The sequence below is a fragment of the Ancylomarina sp. 16SWW S1-10-2 genome (assembly GCF_009669305.1).
GTDB lineage: Bacteria > Bacteroidota > Bacteroidia > Bacteroidales > Marinifilaceae > Ancylomarina.
Map to the genome: position 1 here is coordinate 37,291 of NZ_SADB01000014.1, position 18,464 is coordinate 55,754.

12 protein-coding genes are annotated in these 18,464 nt (G+C 35.6%); all 12 read left to right on the forward strand.

Annotation, left to right across the window (positions count from 1 at the left end):
* The first annotated feature begins 38 nt into the window (after positions 1-38).
* The 12 genes from EMN46_RS12625 (at position 39) to EMN46_RS12680 (ending at position 18,378) form a co-directional block, all read left to right on the forward strand.
* A complete protein-coding gene (locus tag EMN46_RS12625; protein ID WP_229130364.1) occupies positions 39-2,855 on the forward strand; it encodes a heparinase II/III family protein in 2,817 nt (938 codons plus the stop codon).
* Between the two features lie 31 nt (positions 2,856-2,886).
* Positions 2,887-5,628 carry a hypothetical protein gene (locus EMN46_RS12630; RefSeq protein WP_154201175.1) on the forward strand — a complete coding sequence of 914 codons (2,742 nt, stop codon included), beginning with the start codon at positions 2,887-2,889 and terminating at the stop codon, positions 5,626-5,628.
* Between the two features lie 280 nt (positions 5,629-5,908).
* Positions 5,909-7,351 carry a sulfatase-like hydrolase/transferase gene (locus EMN46_RS12635; protein ID WP_154201176.1) on the forward strand — a complete coding sequence of 481 codons (1,443 nt, stop codon included), beginning with the start codon at positions 5,909-5,911 and terminating at the stop codon, positions 7,349-7,351.
* A 208-nt stretch (positions 7,352-7,559) separates the two neighbouring features.
* Positions 7,560-10,112: a glycoside hydrolase family 3 protein gene (locus EMN46_RS12640; protein ID WP_154201177.1), complete on the forward strand. Its 2,553-nt coding sequence runs from the start codon at positions 7,560-7,562 to the stop codon at positions 10,110-10,112.
* 267 nt (positions 10,113-10,379) lie between these two features.
* Entirely contained in the window at positions 10,380-11,195 is an 816-nt protein-coding gene (locus EMN46_RS12645; RefSeq protein ID WP_154201178.1) for an SGNH/GDSL hydrolase family protein, read from the forward strand.
* Positions 11,196-11,299: 104 nt separating this feature from the next.
* Positions 11,300-12,658, forward strand: coding sequence for an alpha-L-fucosidase (locus EMN46_RS12650; RefSeq protein ID WP_154201179.1), 1,359 nt, complete (start codon positions 11,300-11,302; stop codon positions 12,656-12,658).
* Between the two features lie 178 nt (positions 12,659-12,836).
* A complete protein-coding gene (locus EMN46_RS12655) occupies positions 12,837-14,018 on the forward strand; it encodes a right-handed parallel beta-helix repeat-containing protein (protein ID WP_154201180.1) in 1,182 nt (393 codons plus the stop codon).
* A 444-nt stretch (positions 14,019-14,462) separates the two neighbouring features.
* The gene (locus tag EMN46_RS12660; RefSeq protein ID WP_154201181.1) at positions 14,463-15,056 is read left to right on the forward strand and encodes a hypothetical protein; all 594 of its coding nucleotides are present in this window, start codon (positions 14,463-14,465) and stop codon (positions 15,054-15,056) included.
* Positions 15,057-15,246: 190 nt separating this feature from the next.
* Entirely contained in the window at positions 15,247-16,143 is an 897-nt protein-coding gene (locus EMN46_RS12665) for a DMT family transporter (RefSeq protein WP_154201182.1), read from the forward strand.
* Positions 16,144-16,240: 97 nt separating this feature from the next.
* On the forward strand, positions 16,241-16,528 hold the full coding sequence (locus tag EMN46_RS12670) for a hypothetical protein (protein WP_154201183.1): 288 nt from the start codon (positions 16,241-16,243) through the stop codon (positions 16,526-16,528).
* Positions 16,529-16,547: 19 nt separating this feature from the next.
* Positions 16,548-17,471 carry an alpha/beta hydrolase gene (locus tag EMN46_RS12675; protein ID WP_229130365.1) on the forward strand — a complete coding sequence of 308 codons (924 nt, stop codon included), beginning with the start codon at positions 16,548-16,550 and terminating at the stop codon, positions 17,469-17,471.
* A 79-nt stretch (positions 17,472-17,550) separates the two neighbouring features.
* A complete protein-coding gene (locus EMN46_RS12680) occupies positions 17,551-18,378 on the forward strand; it encodes a DUF1080 domain-containing protein (RefSeq protein ID WP_154201185.1) in 828 nt (275 codons plus the stop codon).
* The last annotated feature ends 86 nt before the right edge of the window (positions 18,379-18,464 follow it).

An 18,464-nucleotide genomic window follows, 5' to 3' on the forward strand; every position in this document is an offset into this window, starting at 1 on the left:
TTAGTAAAATAAAAAAGAAATAAACAACGTAGGAACAAATGATAGTTAGTACACAAGCCAGAATGGTGAAGAGCTTAATTGCATGTTTATTGCTGTTGATTCCGTTTATGGGAATGGCTCAAGTTCTTAAACATCCACGGATTTTAAACAATGATGATGCTAAAGACGCATTTCTTAAATCAGTGAATGATGTAGAATGGAAAAGAAGCTTTGTTGAAAAGAAAAAGGAACATGTTGCTAAATATTTAGAATTGTGCAAAAAGGATCCTGAATGGTTAGTGTCCCGTTTACAAATGAACTGGAAAACCAAGTATTCAAACGTGTACTTGCGAGGTGGAGACTTCTCTCATTCTGATGGTGAAGCTCCTGTTCCTACTGTTCGTTATTCTGGAACTCGTGATTGGGCTACCGACTATAAAACACCATCTCTCGAGAATATTGAGCCTTACTTTGATGATGAAAGAGGCTTTTTTTTAGAGCACAAAGAAACAGGTAAAAAAGAGTGGGTTCAGCCATCAAAAACGGGGCATATGATTGAAGGAATCAATAGTCGAATCATGTCGATTGTTGAAGATGCCGCTTTTTTGTATTGGTTGACAGGCGAGGAAAAATACGCCAAGCTTGCGCAACCGGTCTACCTGACTTATGTTGATGGGATGTACTATCGTAATCCTCCTGAAATTTTGGATGAATCGAATCAGCGTTTTATTTCTGGTTTGGCCACTTTCGAGGTAATTCACGAAAAAGTGGTGGTTAATCTTGCGTTAACCTACGATTACTTGTTTACTTATTTTAATCAAAACAAAGTTGATTTAGATCATTCGGTGGCTGTTCTTCAAAAATGGGGCGACCAAATTATCAAATTTGGAATTCCAGATAATAATTGGAATTTATTTCAGGCTAGATTCTTAACTTATATTGCCTTGGCACTCGATGAGGATTCGAATTATGCCAATGGTAAAGGTCAGCAATACTATTTGGAGCACACTTTTGATATTTCTACACCAAGACAAATTGCCATTAAAGATGCGCTATTGGTTTATGATCAGAAAACTGGTATTTGGCCCGAAGCGGCATCTTATTCCATGCATGTAAATACTACTTTGCTAGAAATATTGGCTTTGTTAGATCATGTGACTAATGCAAACGAATTGGCTAATTTTCCGATCATCGAAAAGGCTGCATTAGCGTGTTTTCAATACCTATTTCCTTGCGGGAGTAATGTTGGTTTTGGGGATTCTAAACATAACACGATTCCGTTCGAAAATTTTGAATTATTAATTGGCAACTACAAAAAATACAATAAATCAGATAAAGAGTTGCTGATTACCTCATTGCTTACCCCTTTTGTAGCCGATGGATCTTATAAGCGTAAGGCAACGAGTTTGCTTGAGCTTAGTTTCTATGTAGATGAGTTGAGCCCAATATCTTCGGATGCCAAAATAGAAACTTCTTCTTTAATGACTCCTACTTTTTATGCACCTAACGTAAGCATGTTTGTGCAACGAATGGGAGAAGGAGATCAGGCTATGATGGTTTCTACAGTTGGTTCGTATGGCAACCATGCACATGCTAATGGAATTTCCATGGAGCTGTATGCTAATAATTATGTACTAGCTCCTGATAAAGGCAAAGGAAAAAGTTATTGGAATTCTGATTTTAGAGAATATTATTCGAAAATGCCTGCGCACAATACCGTGGTGGTTGATGGAAAATCAACCTATAGCAACATGCGTAGTTTTTATCCTTATAGTTTAGAGAATCATTATCCTAAGTCGGGTGTGGTAAATCCACTCTTTAAAAAGGTTTCATTCGGAAACTTTTCGTTTGTTGAACCTAAAACCAATTCCGATCAGCAGCGCTTAACGGCTATTATTAATACGCCTTCTGGCCAGGGATATGTGTTGGATTTATTTCGATCTAAAAAGAAAGAATCAGGAGCCCAAAAGCACGAATATTTTTACCATAATCAGGGTCAATCGCTTCAAATATTCGATGAAAATGATAAAGAGTTGACATTGAGAAAGACGAATGAGTTAACGTCGAAAAACGGACAGTTAAAGGCTTACGATTATTTAACAGAGAAGAAGGTTATTTCTTTTGATGATGATTTTAAAACATTATTTATAATTAAAGAAGCTAATAAGCCTGATAACTTGATGAAAGTATGGGTGAAAGGATATGAGAATCAAACAGTTTTCTCGGTAAAAACACCTAAGAGTAATGCTATTTCTAAGACGACGGCACCAAAGTCTCTTATCGGTAAAGACATTCCTGCTCTCATTTTACGAAGAAACGAGGAAGCTTGGACAAAGCCTTTTGTATTGGTTTTTAATCCATACATAGAAAAGGGAAACAACCCAATTCAAAATGTAGATTTTGATGTTTTTCCTGAAAGTCCAGCTTGTCAAAAAATTACCGTGAATCAAACGGATGGATTGACTAGCGATCACATAGCAGTCACAAGTTCAAAAGATGATATTATCTCAAATGAAGATCTCTATCAAAAAGGATTTTTATCGATAGTAAGAGAGAAGGATGGAAAAGATATTCCTGATTTTATATTTACGTCAGGAGTTTATCAATTCAAATACAAAGAGTGGGAGATATTATCGGTTAATACTGCATCAACAGTTTCTATTGAGAAGAAAGAAGATGGATTTTGGGTTGAAAATGATGCTCCAATTGTTTTGAAGGTTCCTATTACAAGCAATTTTAAACCTGCAAAAATACGTTTGTTTAATATGGATGGATCTTATGTGGAGAGAAATGGAAATATCAACAGAAAGAATTCAAATCAAATAGAATTTAGGTTGGAAAAATCATACCAAAAGACAGTCGTACTTTCGGAGTAAGAATTTTATAGATAGTGAAAATAAATATATCATGATAAAGAAATTAAGCATATTCGTAGCATTGGTTTGTATTGGAATGCTTGCTAAGGCGCAGGACACGAATATAATTCCACTTCCTGAAAATCTACATGAGGGTTTTCCTCGTTTGTATATTACTCAGGACGAAAAAGGAGATCTGGAAAAAACGATTCAGAAAGAGGTCTGGGCAAAAGATGTTTTAAAAGGCATTCATAAGCGCATTGATAAGTATATCGATGATCCGGAATGGATGGTTTCGCGTCTGCAAATGCATTGGAAAACGAAAGCCATCAACGAATATGTAAATGGCATTTACTTCTCGCACTCCGATGGTGAAGCTCCTGTGCCTACAGTTCGTTTTACTGGTTCGCGCGATTATACGACTGTCTATGGAAGACCTAAATTGGAAGATATCATTCCTTATATGGATGATGAACGTGGTTTATATTTACCTAACCGTAGCAAAGAAGGAAATCCTTTTGAATGGGCTGAAGCATCAAAAACAGGAGGTATCATTCATAAAATAAATGAGCAAATTATTGGTTTAGCTCGCGATGCTGCCTTTACTTATTGGTTAGAGAATGATGAACGTTACGCCAAATTTGCATTCGATTTGTTCGATACTTATATGGCTGGAATGTACTATCGTAAAGAACCTATTGATTTAATGAATGGTCATATTCAAACATTGGTTGGCTTTACTTGTTTTCAGGTGATTCATGAAAAAGCATTAAAAGAAATATCTGAACTGTACGATTTTTTGCATCCTTATATTGAAGCTAAGTACGCAGATAAAATTGACAATTACGATGCAACCATTAAGCGATGGACTGATCAGGTAATTAAAAATGGTGTACCACAGAATAACTGGGATTTGCATCAGGCAAATACAATTTTAAAGGGTGCCATGGTTTTGCGTGATAATAAAAACTATGAAGATCAAAAAGGTCGTGAGTATTATATCAATCATATTTTAAATGTAACATCGCCACGCCAGTGGTCTATGACTAAGTTAATGGATTATGGTTACGATTCTAATAATGGCGTTTGGGCCGAGTGTCCGGGTTATTCTCAAAGTGTTACAAAGGAGTTGATGGCTTTTATTCGTGATTTTGATACTACTTTCGATCATAATATTTTGCCTTATACTCCGGTAATGGATAAAGCGGTAAAAATGTTGCCACAATATTTGTTTCCAAATGGACAAATTGTTGCCTTTGGGGATTCTTATTATGATCATGTTTCTACCGAACCTATGGGAGATATGATACATCTTGCTCAGAAATATAACAACACAAAGCAAGAAGAGGAATTTACGGCTATGTATCGTTTGTTTGAGCCTAATGCTGATAAAACAGCGAAGGATTCTAAACCAAGAGCTGAAGTATCGTCCTTTTTTGCCAATAAACCTTTAGTGCTGAATCCGAAATATAAAAAAGGAGTAGTAAGCGATTATTTGACTCAAACTTTTTATGCGCCAAATGTTAGCTGGCATGTACAACGTATGGGCGTTGGCAAAGAGGGTTTAATGGTTTCCTTAAACGGATCTTTGGGAAATCACATGCATTCCAACGGAATTAGCATGGAATTGTATGGAAAAGGCTTGGTTCAAGGTGCCGATCCTGGAAAAGGAGCTGGTTATCTTCAACCTGTTTATTTGGAGTATTACTCACAATTCCCTGCTCATAATACCGTAATGGTCGATGGAATTTCTTCTTATACCGAAATGTTAAGTCATCATGCTTTCGATTTGATGGGACAGTATCCAAAATCGGAACAAAAAGAAGGCTTTTATGAGGATATTACTTACTCTGATGTTTATTTTTTAGAGCCAGAGAGTCAAAGCGACCAAAACAGGACGGTGAGTATTGTGAAAACAGGGGAGACAACAGGTTATTATGTCGATATTTTCCGTTCTAAAAAACAGCGAAAGGGAGATGTTTACCATGATTATTTCTATCATAACCTAGGTCAGACTATGAAGATTACCGATACAAAAGGGAATCTACTGCCATTGACTCCAAGTGAAGAAATGGCTTTCGCTGGAGGACATCTTTATGGATTGGATTATATGTGGGATAAAAAATCGGTTCGAACTTCTGACGATTATCAGGCCGAATGGAAAATTGATAGACCCGAAGGAGAAGAAGATGTGTATATGAGTTTGTGGATGAAAGGTACTGAAGGACGTGAAGTATTTTCGATCAAGTCGCCTTCTTGTAAGTCATTTAAAGATAAAACAGGTATTCCTTACGATATTGATCACGAGCCATATTTAACTTTAGCTGCTCGTCAGCATGGCGAAGCTTGGGAGCATCCTTTTGTTTCGGTGTACGAACCCTTTACTTCGACCGAAGGAAAAAGTATCAAAAACATAGAAGGTTTCGATGATGAAAATGGGAATAAAGATTTTGCAGGTTTGAAAATTACCCAGAAATCAGGTCGTGAAGATCTTGTATTTTCATCCTATAATGGAAAAATAGCTCGTTATCAAGATAAATCAACTGATGCTAGTTATGCTTTGGTGGGGAATGAAAAGAATGGCGATTTTGTGTTGTTTATGGGAAATGGAACTCTGCTCGAAGCTAATGGAGTTACTATTTCTACTTCTGAAAAAGGAAATGTTGTATTGGAGCAGAAAGATGGAAAATTATTCTTGCACAATGAGGTGTCTGTAACGATCACTATTGGAAAAAAGAAAAAGCAATTTGATGCAAGTGATAGAAGAGAAATTAAATTGTTGAAACGAAAATAATAATTTCTAAACCTTATGAAAGTATTAAAAGAAGGTGCAATAGCCTTATTGGCTATTGCACCTTTTTTTTTGTCCGTTCAAAAAAAAATATTCTGAAGCTTTATTAATGGTGTACTGCAGGAGAATATGCAGCTTGCTTAATTCGGAATGTGGAAATAGATTTGGAACAATAAAATAAACTATTCTTTACGTAAATGTTTAAAATAGATATAAAATTAAAAGTATTGAACATTTCTTATTCGTTCGAAAATGTTCAATTTTATCTGCAAAATAAAAAACCATGAAGAGTTTTTTTTTAATAATTATTGTATTGTTGTCTGTTTCGTTGTTTACGTCTTGTAAACATGATAATAAACAACCAAATATCGTTGTTGTTTTGTGTGATGATTTAGGATATGGTGATTTGTCAACCTTTGGACATCCTGTTATTCAAACACCAAATTTGGATCAATTGGCAGAGAAAGGAATAAAGTTTACAAATTGTTATTCTGCTGCACCTGTTTGTTCTCCTTCTCGAGTAGGATTGTTAACAGGAAGAAGTCCCAATAAAGGTGGAGTTTATGATTTTATTCCTGGTATTAAAAAATCTCCCGATTGTCGTGATTTGGTTCACTTACAAGCAAGTGAGCAAACGATTCCAGCTATGTTAAAGGCAGCTGGATATGCAACTTGTTTGTCGGGAAAATGGCACTGTAGTTCTCGCTTTAACAGCGATGCTCAGCCTACTCCTGGTTACTTTGGATTCGACCATTGGTTTGCTACCCATAATAATGCAGTTCCTAGTCATAAGAATCCTAGAAATTTTATTCGCAATGGTAAAAAAGTAGGTGAATTGAAAGGTTTTAGTTGTCAAATAGTGGCAAATGAGGCGATTCAATGGCTTACAGATAAAAAAGACGATAAGCCTTTTTACCTTCAGGTTTGTTTTCACGAACCACATGAACCTATTGCTTCGCCCAAGGATTTGGTTGAGAAATACCTTCCTCAATCTGAAAATGAAAATCAAGCAGAATACTTTGCCAATGTTGAAAATATGGATAAAGCTACGGGGCGTTTGATTCAGTTTTTAGAAGAAAATTATAGCGATAATACATTGGTTTTTTTTACATCCGATAATGGTCCCGAAACATTAAACAGATACTATCGAGCAACAAAGTCTTATGGTTCTCCAGGGAATCTGAAAGGGATGAAATTGTGGACAAATGAGGCAGGATTTCATGTTCCAGGTATTTTGTATTGGATGGGAAAATCTACATTCAACGGAACATCAGATGCGATTGTTTCCTCTCTCGACTTAATGCCAACTTTTGCTGAATTATCTGGTGCAACTTTGCCAAATAGAACTTTAGATGGTGAATCGATTACATCATTAATTAAAATTGGGGAAAAGGAAAGAGTTAAACCTTTAATTTGGGCTTTTTATGATGCAATAAATGAACATCGAGTAGCGATGCGCATTGATGATTGGAAAATTATGTGTCGTTTAAAAATTGATACTGCTTATTTATGTCATATTCACAATTTGTGTGAGGGTAATGAAAAATTGGTTAAAGAAGCTGAGATGACTGATTTTGAGTTGTACAATATGAAAGATGATAGGGGTGAGACTGTAAATGTAGCTATGCAATATCCAGAAGTTTTTAATAAAATGAAATTGCAATTCGAGTCGGAATATTCTGATTTACTGAAAGATAGTTACGTTTGGAAAAGAGAATCCAAATAATCTGATCAGAATGAAATATCACAGCATCTATTAAGGCTTGAGCAAGAAATACAGAAGGTTCTAAATGCAATAGGTGTTGAGAAAGTACATTGGAGACCATGACTATTTACGCTAGTTTTTAGAGGGTAAATCAGAATAAGGACTTGGTTGTAATTAATTTTCGATCTATTGTGTTTTTCCCAAATAAAACACACAAAAAACATATAAAATGAAAAAAATAATTATTGGCGTATTGTACTGTGTTTTAGTTTTATTTGGGGCGAGAGCAGAGTCTCCAGATCGGACCGAGCTGCATAAGAATGCCATAAAACAGGCAACAGAAATTGTTAAGCAGATGACCTTGGACGAAAAGATCAACTTGATCGAAATGGAAAACCTGCCAATTGAACGTTTAAACATACCTGGCCATCACTGGTGGAATGAAGCCTTGCATGGTGTCGCTCGTCGTGGAGAGGCAACTCAGTTTCCCGTGCCACTTTCTATGGCGTCAACTTGGAATCCGCAATTGATTAAGGATATGGCTACTGCAATTAGCGATGAAGCCCGAGCGTTGAATAATGCCGATTCGCCAGAAAATAGAGCAAAACGATATCATGGATTAACAATATGGAGTCCGGTGATTAATATGGCTCGCGATCCACGTTGGGGACGTACCGAAGAGACTTATGGTGAGGATCCACATTTGGCCACCGAATTAGCTTGTTGTTTTGTAAATGGTTTGCAGGGTAATGATCCAAATTATTTGAAAACAGTGGCAACAATCAAACACTTTGTTGTGAATAACACAGAGCATAACCGCTTATTCGTTCGCCCTGATGTATCTGAGCGTGCATTGCGTGAATACTATTTTCCTGCCTATCGGGATGTGATTAAGCGAGAAGATGCAGAATCGATTATGTCTTCATATAATGGGCTTAACGGAATTCCTTGTTCGGCAAATAAGTGGCTATTGACCGATGTTTTAAGAGGAGAATGGGGATTTAATGGTACTGTAGTAACTGATGTAGGCGTACCAAACCATTTGGTTGAAAAGCATAAATATGCTAAAAATGGGCCAGAAGCTGCTGCGATGATGATTACGGCAGGTGTAGATGTTTACTCAGGATCAGATGGAGGCTCACTAAAAAATCAGAGAATATGGGCAAAACAAGCAGTTGAGCAAGGTTTGCTAAAAGAGGCTGACTTGGACCAAGCTGTTATACGTAGTTTGGCAACTCGGATTAAATTGGGTCTTTTAAGATCAGATAAGAATAATCCTTACACCAAAATTACAACTGAAGTTGTTGGTTCTAAGGAACATCTCGCAATTGCTAGGCAGATTGCTCGAGAAGGAACTATTCTATTACAAAACAAAAAAAATGTTCTTCCGGCAACGCCAAAGAAATACAAAACTATTGTTTTTGCAGGACCGTATGCTAAGGACGCTCCTTTTGGAGCTTATAGTGGAAATGCAGCAGGCATCGCAGTAACTCCAATGTTGGGTATGAACGAAGTGGCCGGAGATAAATATGAAATAAAGGGTCAGCTTGGGGGTAACTGGTTGTTTATTCCAGAAGGAAATTTGAATATCCCAGGAAAGCCTGACTTAAAAGGTGTGAAAGGTGAATATTTTGCGGGAAATAAATGTACCGACATGGCCATGACAGTGAGAACAGATCGTACCATTGATTTAGACTTGCCGAAACCATTGGCTCATATTGATCCTGAAATTCCTCAGCCAACTTTTGCTGTGCGCTGGTCGGCAGACTTAACTCCCAATCGTTCGGGGTTTCACTATTTTTCAATCACTGCACTTAGCGGAGCAAGAGTTTGGGTGAATGGTGAGAAAATAATTGATATTTGGAGTGGAAAAGCTCCAGATTCCCGAGAGTCAAAAGGCATCTATTTAGAAGCAGGTAAGTCTGTGGATCTAAAAGTGGAATATTATAATAAGGAAGCTGTTCCAGCCCAAGCCTTATTAAAGTGGATTGAGCCACAGGAAAAAAACAGGATAGATAATGTTGAAGACAAACTTCTGGTTTATGTGGGAGGTATTACTTATCGCATGGCAAAGGAATCGCACGATAGAATGAACTCAATTGTACCTGAGGATCAGATGAAAGAAATTAAGGCGCTGGCAGATATTTATCCGAATATACTTGTGGTACTTAATGGAGGAACCGTATTGCAATTGTCAGATCTTAACGATTTGGTTCCATCTATAATGCTCCAATGGTTCCCTGGTCAGGAAGGTGGATATGCCTTGGCAGAGATTATTACCGGAAAAGTCAATCCTTCTGGGCATTTACCACTCACGTTTTATACCAATACAAGCAAATTGCCTGATTTTGAGGATTATGAAATTAGTAAAGGACGTACGTACATGTATATGAAAGATAATGTAACTTATCCTTTCGGTTATGGCCTTAGCTATACCTCATTTAAATTTTCAAATCTGAAAGTAAGGCAGCAGGATACGCAAGTTACAGCAGTTTTGAATGTAACCAATACTGGGGCAATGGATGGAGATGAAGTGGTTCAGCTTTATGTATCGAATCTCGATTCAAAAGTTTATCAGCCTATTCGCCAACTAAAAGCATTCAAGAGGGTTTCGGTTCTTAAAGGCGAAACCAAGAAAGTAGAATTGAAATTTTCAATCGACAATATGGCTTGGTGGAGTAAGCAAGATCAAAAGTATGTTGTGAATCCTGGTCGCTATAAAATTCAAATTGGAAAGTCGTCATCGGATATTGTTGTGAAGCAGATAATTACAGTAAAATAAACGACTTAGATATTAGCAGTATGAACAAATGGTGTAGAATTCTTCATTAGATATGAATGAAGGATATATTTTTGTTTTAGCTCTCAAAATGTTGAGTCAAGATGTACAGAACTTCTTTGGTAAGTACATCTTGGTTTAATTAAAAATATAATTATGTTGTAAATAATCAAAAAGTTGCATTTGCAACTTGAATTCAGGAAACCTAAAATTTTAAGATAATGGGAATTATGCAATTACTGTTTTTTTAATATAAAACTGCCTTAAATTATGAAACGTAGAGGATTTGTTAAATCTATTGGAATTAGCGCATTAGGTATTGGGTTAATGCCTAGTGTATTTGCAGCTAACAGGGTAAAAAAAACAGATCATGATATTTGCAAGCTTGCTTGGAAACAATTGTGTGGCAACATTGGGAATGTTTATAAAACCGATGCTTTCAAATATGTTAATTCTGTAAAAGGAAAACCGAATGTGCTGATCTATGGCGATTCCGTTTCAATCAAATATTCTTCTGCAGTTAGAGAAAGTCTAAAGGGAAAAGCTACTGTAATTCGTTTGTTTAAGAATGGTGGCTCAAGTCAGAATTTTATCCCAAATATGGAAAAAATGCATGATTCTATGTTTCAGCCCGGTTTAGATAAAGGCTGGGATTTTAAGTGGGATTTGATCCATTTTAATGTTGGATTGCACGACTTGAAATACTTAAAAGGCAAGAATTTAAGTAAGAATGGAAAGCAGGTTTCATCTTTAAGTATTTATAAAGAGAATTTAGATGAGATCTGTAAATATTTGATGATGAAGTTTCCTAAAGCTAAATTAGTTTTTGCTACCACAACACCAGTTCCCGAAAATGCAAAAGGTCGTTACCAAGGAGACAGTATTAAATACAATAAGGCAGCATTAGAAGTCTTAGCGAACTATCCTGATATTGCTATAAATGATCTTTACGCATTCACTTTTCCGCATCATAAAGAATGGATGCAAGAGCCTGGAAATGTTCATTATAATGAAGTGGGATTTGCCAAGCAAGGGAAAGAGGTTGCCCGAATAATAGCTGAAAATTTAAAAATTGGAACAAAATAAATTAATTAATGAAAACAAAATAATGAATATTTACTGCTGTTTTTATTAGTATCTACTTCATTAATAGGAGTTAAAAGTTTACGAATGCCTAAAAAATCTATATTATGAAGTATGTGCTTATAATTTTGTTGTTTTTTCCCTTGTGGCTAAATGCACAGGTAAACCTTGATGGAACCATTGATACTGGTGATAAATTTGCTAATGCCAAATTGGAATCAAATGAATCTCCCGAAGTTATTGCGAAACGATTAGAATGGTGGAGCGAAGCGCGTTTTGGAATGTTTATTCATTGGGGCTTATATGCTCAGGATGGTTGTTTTTGGAAGGGTAAAGATGGACGTTCGGAACACATGATGCGTAACTTACAAATTCCAATTTCTGATTATGAAAAAATAGCAGATGAGTTTAAACCTACATGTTTTAATGCGGACGAATGGGTGAAGGTTGCTAAAGATGCAGGCATGAAGTACATGGTACTTACTTCTAAACATCACGATGGTTTTGCCATGTTTAACAGTCCATCAAACAATTATAATATTCTTACATCTACTCCTTGGAAACGAGATCCTGTTAAGGAACTTACAGAAGCTTGTAAAAAACAAGGTCTGAAATTTGGTGTGTACTATAGCTTAGGCAGAGATTGGCACGATCCAGATTGTAATTCTGTAAAAGGTTGGAGAAGCAATGTTTGGGATTTTCCAGAGGAAGAAAAAAAAGATTTCTCGAAGTATTTTGAAAGAAAGGTGAAGCCTCAGATTACAGAGCTCATCACACAATATCATCCGGCTATTATTTGGTTTGATACTCCAGAGTTGATTACCAAGGAAGAAAGTACAGAATTACTATCGCTGATTCATGAGCTAGATCCTACTTGTATTGTAAATCAACGAGTAGGAAACAAGTTGGGCGATTATGCGGTTAGAGAACAGAAAATTCCAGCAGGCGGAGAGCCACGACCATGGGAAACTTGCATGACTTTAAATGGTGCTTGGGGATATCATAAAACAGACAATAATTGGAAATCGGCTGATTCTTTAGTGCATAGTTTGGTAGATATAGCCAGCAAAGGAGGTAATTTTTTGCTAAATGTTGGGCCTACGGGAAAAGGTATTATTCCTCAAACTTCTGTAAATCGATTGAAGGAAGTTGGAGAATGGTTAAATGTAAATGGAGAAGCTGTTTATGGAACCAGTTCTAGTCCTTTCGGAAAACTAGCTTGGGGACGTTGTACTAAAAAGGTAGGGGAAGATGATGAAACTCTTTACTTATCGGTATTCTACTGGCCTAAAAATGGAAAACTACAATTGGATTTTCCTGTTGAAATAATACGAGCATGCTTACTAAGTGATACAGACAAAGAATTAAAAACGGAGACGAATCAATCTGGTGTTTCCATCACAATTCCTATTCAAGCGCCAAACGAAATAGCAACAGTTGTCAAGTTAGTTGTGAAGCCACTATAAGCTTAGGTGAAGTTTGTTAGAGGAGTGTAATATGGTATTAGAATAAAAACATTTCTGATATTATTAAAAACGGAAGATCAACATCGGGTACACCACAGGAATTTGTAAAAGAAAACTGGGGACAAGTTACTTGGATGGATTTGTAAGAATAGTAGAAATTATTAAATGAGATAATAGGATGAAACAAGAATTAAAATATAATAAATCAACATTTTGGGATGTATTTAAAATAGCAGCTATAAGTAGCCTTTTAGTTTTTATGATTGCTTGCTCCAATTCAAGCCAATCTAAGTTTACTTATGAAAATGTGGCAATTGAAGCGGAAGTAGATTCAATTATGCATGCCAAATGGGGTGATAATTTTCAGCCTGCTGATTATCCAAAACAGTTCTTTGAAAATCTGATTACGCTTGAACCAGGTGATTCTATTCAAAAAGCGATTGACGAAGTAAGTCAGTCGGGTGGAGGTATTGTTTATTTAAAAGAAGGTACCTATCCGTTGAATGTAAGCATTGTTTTAAAAAGTAAAGTGAGCATTATTGGCGAAGGAGTTGAAAAAACAATATTGTTGCAAACTGCAAATTTGGATAAAGCTGCTTTTAATGTTGAGGCTAAACCTCAAATTACCGATGTACTAATTCGTAACCTAACAATAAAGGGCACAAGAAGTGGAGAAGTAAATGGAATACTGATAAGAGGGAGAAACGAAAGTCGACATGAGCGAATCATGTTGCAAAATATAAATGTTACCGATTGGTCTGCTCAAGGCGTTCATATTAAGCGCACGAATCACATTATTATGGATAAGTGTAACTTTCAGTACAATGGTACTGCCGGAGGTTTGTACCATAATGTATACTTCTTGTACAATAAAAATATTTTGCAGTCCGATTTAAATATGTCTTATCCTGTAAAAGGAAAAGGCTGTAAATATACCTCGTGCGAATATGTATTAGCTCAAAGATGTACTATTAAAGATACTCATGGAAACGGAATTCAGTCCGATCATGAACAAGCTGGATATATTTTCTTTCATAAGTATCATATTTCGGGATGCGAGCGTGTTGCTATGTGGTTTCCTTGCGAAGACTATTACGACAAGTTTACTTATAAAGAAAATCCAAAATATGCACCTCAGCATATAATCTTAAACCGATGTGAGATTGTAGATAATACTTGGGGAGCTATGTGGAGACTAGTAAACGATTCTTACGTAATTAACAGCCATTTTGCTAATAAAAAGATAGATATGGGTTTACTAAAGTGCGATGTGAAAATGGAAAACAGCTCCTTTGAAAAGGGAAATAAAATTTATACTGATGTGAAGGAATGGCCTGAAGATGTTAAAATATTATGGTAATAAAATTGGGAGTTTAACGATCGGATAAAAATAAATTAGTAAAAATAGGATAATGAATATTCACACTACTGCTCTTGTTAGTACCTGCTTCAGTAAAAGCGCAGAATCTAAAAGAACAATTAGTAAATCAGGATAGAAATGAAGCTTTTAATGTTACCTATAAAGTTATTGATGACGAAAAGTTTGACTTAACCTTAAGGTATCCGATCAATTTTAATCAATAGAATTCCTCGAGGCTTGCCTCGGGGTCAGTGAGGAAAGTTTGAAAACATAAGGTTTTCATAACGTTTAAAAAAAGCGTATTTTCTACTAATGAACAAGAGACTTGTCTCTTAAAAAGAATATCTCACGAAATTAAGATCCTATTAAATACCTCGCGGGCTTGTCCTGGGGTTGTTTAATCTTGTTTTCGATAATGGTTTTGATATTTTTTGTTATGAGTTAATGGGAGATCGTAGGCAAGAGAATTTACCAGCTCAGAATATTAAAAAAGGATCGCCTCATACAATCGTGTTTTTGGGTAAAGAAGATCATCTGATTCCGGCATCAATTGCGGGGAATTACAAAGTTAAAATGGAAGCAGTGGGTAGCCGATGTAATCCATATGAAAATCCTACTAAAATTTGTTCTCACGATATGATTATTGGAAGGTACTGTCCTATTTGGCATCAAAATGGAGCAATTACTGGAGAGCAAGCTGCTGGCAGTTGGAAAATAGAATTTGTTGAAGACAGTGAATATAGCATTACACTACGCAGGTTTCCACGAGAAAGTGGTTTGGCCATTAATGATGTTTTTCCTGCTCAGGAAAAAAGAGTTGAATTGGACCAAACTGCTCCTGCAGGAGTGAAAAACGATTTTACAGAGGCTCGTTTGTATGTAGCAGGTATCACTAAGTCTCTTAAAATTAAAGAAGGTCAGTCTGAAGTTACTTTCAAAGTAAAAGTACCAGCAGGAAAATACGATATGGAAGCTCGATTAATCGACACAGATAATCGTATACATCCAGCTTACTATGTTTATATAGAAAAGTTGTAGAGGGGCAGATACAGGACAAATTAAGGTCTTCTGATCAAATTAAAGATTATCGTGATTTGCATAAATAGAGGTGATTTGTAATTCTGATCTATTTTTCCTCTAAAATGTTAATATTTCAGGTACATCTATACTATTAGCTTTATAGACTGTTTTATTAAAAGTACCTTCTGCACTTCAAAAAAAATAAAGGATGATAAATAAAGTAGGAAATATAAAGGCTCACATATACATGGCAACTGCCATGATTCTTTTTGCTATAATATCTCCCGTAGGAAAAATTGTACTGGATTATATTCATCCACTTACATTAAATACTTTCAGATTATTGGGTGCTGCTATCTGTTTTTGGATTACCTCTATTTTTGTAAAAGAGAAAGTATCTAAAAAAGATTTATTCCTTTTATTCTTTGCTGCGCTTTTTGGAACGATGCTTAATCAGGGATTATTTATAATAGGATTAAGCAAAACAAATCCGATACATTCTAGCTTGATGACCTCTACTGCGCCTATACTAACGATGATTATTTCGGCTTTTTATTTAAAAGAAAAGATAACGTCGAGACGTATAATTGGAGTTTTAATAGGTGCTGGAGGTGCTGCCATGCTAATATTAATGAACAAACAAACAGGGGATTATCCTAGTAGTATATGGGGAGATATAATTTGTCTGATGGCACAATTATCGTTTGCCATATATCTTACCGTCTTTTTAAAACTTGTAAAAAAATACTCTCCTGTAACGGTAAGTAAATGGATGTTCACTTATGCTTTTATATGCTATTTCATTATATCTTTTCACGATATAGTCAATGACGATATTTTTTCATTACCGATAGGCATTTGGGTAAGAATCTTTGTTATTGCTATAATGTGTACTTATGTGACATTTAATTTGATGATGAGATCCCAAAGGTGTCTTAGTCCTACAATGATATCTACTTATAATTATTTTTTACCGATTATAGGAGCAGGAATCAGTTATGCTTTAGGTATGGGAACGCTTGGTATTTCGGCCTTTGTAGCAACTGCACTCATTCTTGTCGGTGTAATTTTTGTGAATAAAAGTAAGACGAAAAAGTTGAATTAATATTCCAAAATATACGTAATGCGGAACTGTTCATTAAGGATTTATTTTGTCAAAATTGCGTTAGAGGTAATGATTAATAAACAAGAGTTTATGTTTCTTGTTACATGAGGAAGGTAAGTTTCCAGAAAGAGCAATTTATTGGCATTTTCCACATCACCAAAAAGAGGGTGTTTCCATGGAAGCAGATATTCTAAAAGGAAAATGGAAGCTTATTTATGAGTTTGAAACAGAAAAAAAACACCTCTATAATTTGGAAGAAGATTTAGGTGAAGAAGATAACCTATTTCAGGATTATCCAGAAATAGGTAAGAGTCTTTTAGTGGAATTAGAGGAATCGCAGAAAAAAGTAGGTGCTGAAATGCCACAGACAAATGAAAATTATTAAAACGATTAAATTTTATGTTATGAGTAGAGTATTATTTTTAGTTATTTTTCTTTTTAGTTCATCTTTTATATATGGGCAAAGTGCTACAGAACTTGAAATACTTAAGGGTTTCAATCACAAAGAAAGTGTGGTTTATAAAACGGTGGATGGAGTTCGCTTAAACATGGATATTTTCTACCCTGATTCGACTAAAATGCAGGAAAAAAATCCTTGGATGATACATGTGCATGGTGGTGGCTGGGCAGGAGGTAATAAATTCGTAATCTTAAAACCTCCTTTCTTGTCTACTTTGCATACTCTTGTTGATAGTGGTGTTGTGTGTGTAAGTATAGAGTATCGAAAAGCCCGTGGTAGTTCTAATGCCTACGATGCTGTTGTGGATGCTAAAGATGCTACCCGTTTTCTCATAAAAAATGCAGATAAATTTAAATTAGATAAGAATAAATATGGGATTTGGGGTGGTTCAGCAGGTGGACATCTCAGCTTGGTTACAGCTTTAGGTGCAGATTCTGATTTTCAGGGTGATTCGCAACTGTCGGATATTTCCACCCGATATAAATGTGTAGTCTCTTATTTTCCTTTTACTTCATGTTTAAATCCTGATTTAAGACCGGGTTCTATTTTTGAAGATGAAACTCTTTTTGTTCGCCTTTTGGGTGCACCATTAAATGAGAAACCTGAATTGGCTCGCTTACTCAGTCCAGCCGAACTTTTAAAAGGAAACAGTTCTCCAATATTATTAATTCATGGCGATAAGGATAAAACACTTCCAATCAAGAACTCTCTTTATATGCTAAAGGTTGCAAAGGAAAAAAATGCGGATGTTCAATTATTGACGATTAAAAATGCAGGGCATAGTTTTAAGGGTTCAAACATTTCACCTTCCATGAAAGATCTGAATGATTATTCTGCCAAATATATTCTTTCCCATTTGAAAGACTAAGCACATCAAAATAGATAAAGGCTGAAAATACTGCTGATTTTGAGATTTTAAAAATAACTATTTGCCTAAGTGAAGAAATATGCAAACGAAAAACAAGTTCAGATTATTAAGTATCTCTTTACTAATGATTTTCTCAGTTGTAGCTAGAGCACAAAATAATTCCCAGACCAATGATGGTTTTGTGAAACTATTTAATGGAGAAAACTGGGATGGCTGGCATCTTAAACTAAGAAATGGAGATGAAGAGATGGCTAAAAAAGTGTATGCCATTGAAGATGGAATGGTTCATGTTTTTAAAGATTTTCCGGATAGTATTAATATGAATACAGGTGAAAATGGAACGCACGGACTTTTTTATACGAATAAAAAATATAGTAAATACATTCTTCGATTTCAGTACAAGTGGGGAACGAAAATTGCTAATAATTTCGATAAATGGCAATACGATGCAGGTGTTTATTTTCATGTAATAGACGATAAAGTTTGGCCCACTGGAATTGAATTTCAAATCCGTTACGATCATACAAAATTCTGCAATCATACCGGAGATTTAATACGACCAGCGGGTGCCGATTATACATGGTATTGCGATGAAGATAGCAAAACCTATTTGCATCCAGATGATGGTGGAAAGCCAGAGGTGAAGAGAGATTGGATGCATTTGGGAGCACCAACAAAAAAAATCCATGCATTGGATGGCAAGTGGAATCAATGTGAAATTATTGTTATGGGAGCTCAATATGTTATTTACAAATTAAATGGAGATGTGGTGAATGTAGCTTTCAATTTAAGTCCTGGAGAAGGAATCTTGGGCTTTCAATCTGAGACTGCCGAAATTTATTACCAGAATATAGAAATAAAAGAATTCGAGGAAATTATTCCTATTGAGCAATTTCTAAAGAAATAGGACGGAGATTAGGGATGAGTTTTTAAAAGCAGAATTAGAATGGATTGATAAGTAGTATTAAGCGGAATTGTTACAACGAGCTAACA

Bases quoted from the DNA above. Each gene is read 5' to 3' on its own strand.
- EMN46_RS12650 (WP_154201179.1), top strand. From the start codon at position 11,300: ATGAAGTATGTGCTTATAATTTTGTTGTTTTTTCCCTTGTGGCTAAAT.
- EMN46_RS12680 (WP_154201185.1), top strand. From the start codon at position 17,551: ATGCAAACGAAAAACAAGTTCAGATTATTAAGTATCTCTTTACTAATG.
- EMN46_RS12675 (WP_229130365.1), top strand. From the start codon at position 16,548: ATGAGTAGAGTATTATTTTTAGTTATTTTTCTTTTTAGTTCATCTTTT.
- EMN46_RS12645 (WP_154201178.1), top strand. From the start codon at position 10,380: ATGAAACGTAGAGGATTTGTTAAATCTATTGGAATTAGCGCATTAGGT.
- EMN46_RS12630 (WP_154201175.1), top strand. From the start codon at position 2,887: ATGATAAAGAAATTAAGCATATTCGTAGCATTGGTTTGTATTGGAATG.
- EMN46_RS12635 (WP_154201176.1), top strand. From the start codon at position 5,909: ATGAAGAGTTTTTTTTTAATAATTATTGTATTGTTGTCTGTTTCGTTG.
- EMN46_RS12660 (WP_154201181.1), top strand. From the start codon at position 14,463: ATGGGAGATCGTAGGCAAGAGAATTTACCAGCTCAGAATATTAAAAAA.
- EMN46_RS12655 (WP_154201180.1), top strand. From the start codon at position 12,837: ATGAAACAAGAATTAAAATATAATAAATCAACATTTTGGGATGTATTT.
- EMN46_RS12625 (WP_229130364.1), top strand. From the start codon at position 39: ATGATAGTTAGTACACAAGCCAGAATGGTGAAGAGCTTAATTGCATGT.
- EMN46_RS12640 (WP_154201177.1), top strand. From the start codon at position 7,560: ATGAAAAAAATAATTATTGGCGTATTGTACTGTGTTTTAGTTTTATTT.
- EMN46_RS12665 (WP_154201182.1), top strand. From the start codon at position 15,247: ATGATAAATAAAGTAGGAAATATAAAGGCTCACATATACATGGCAACT.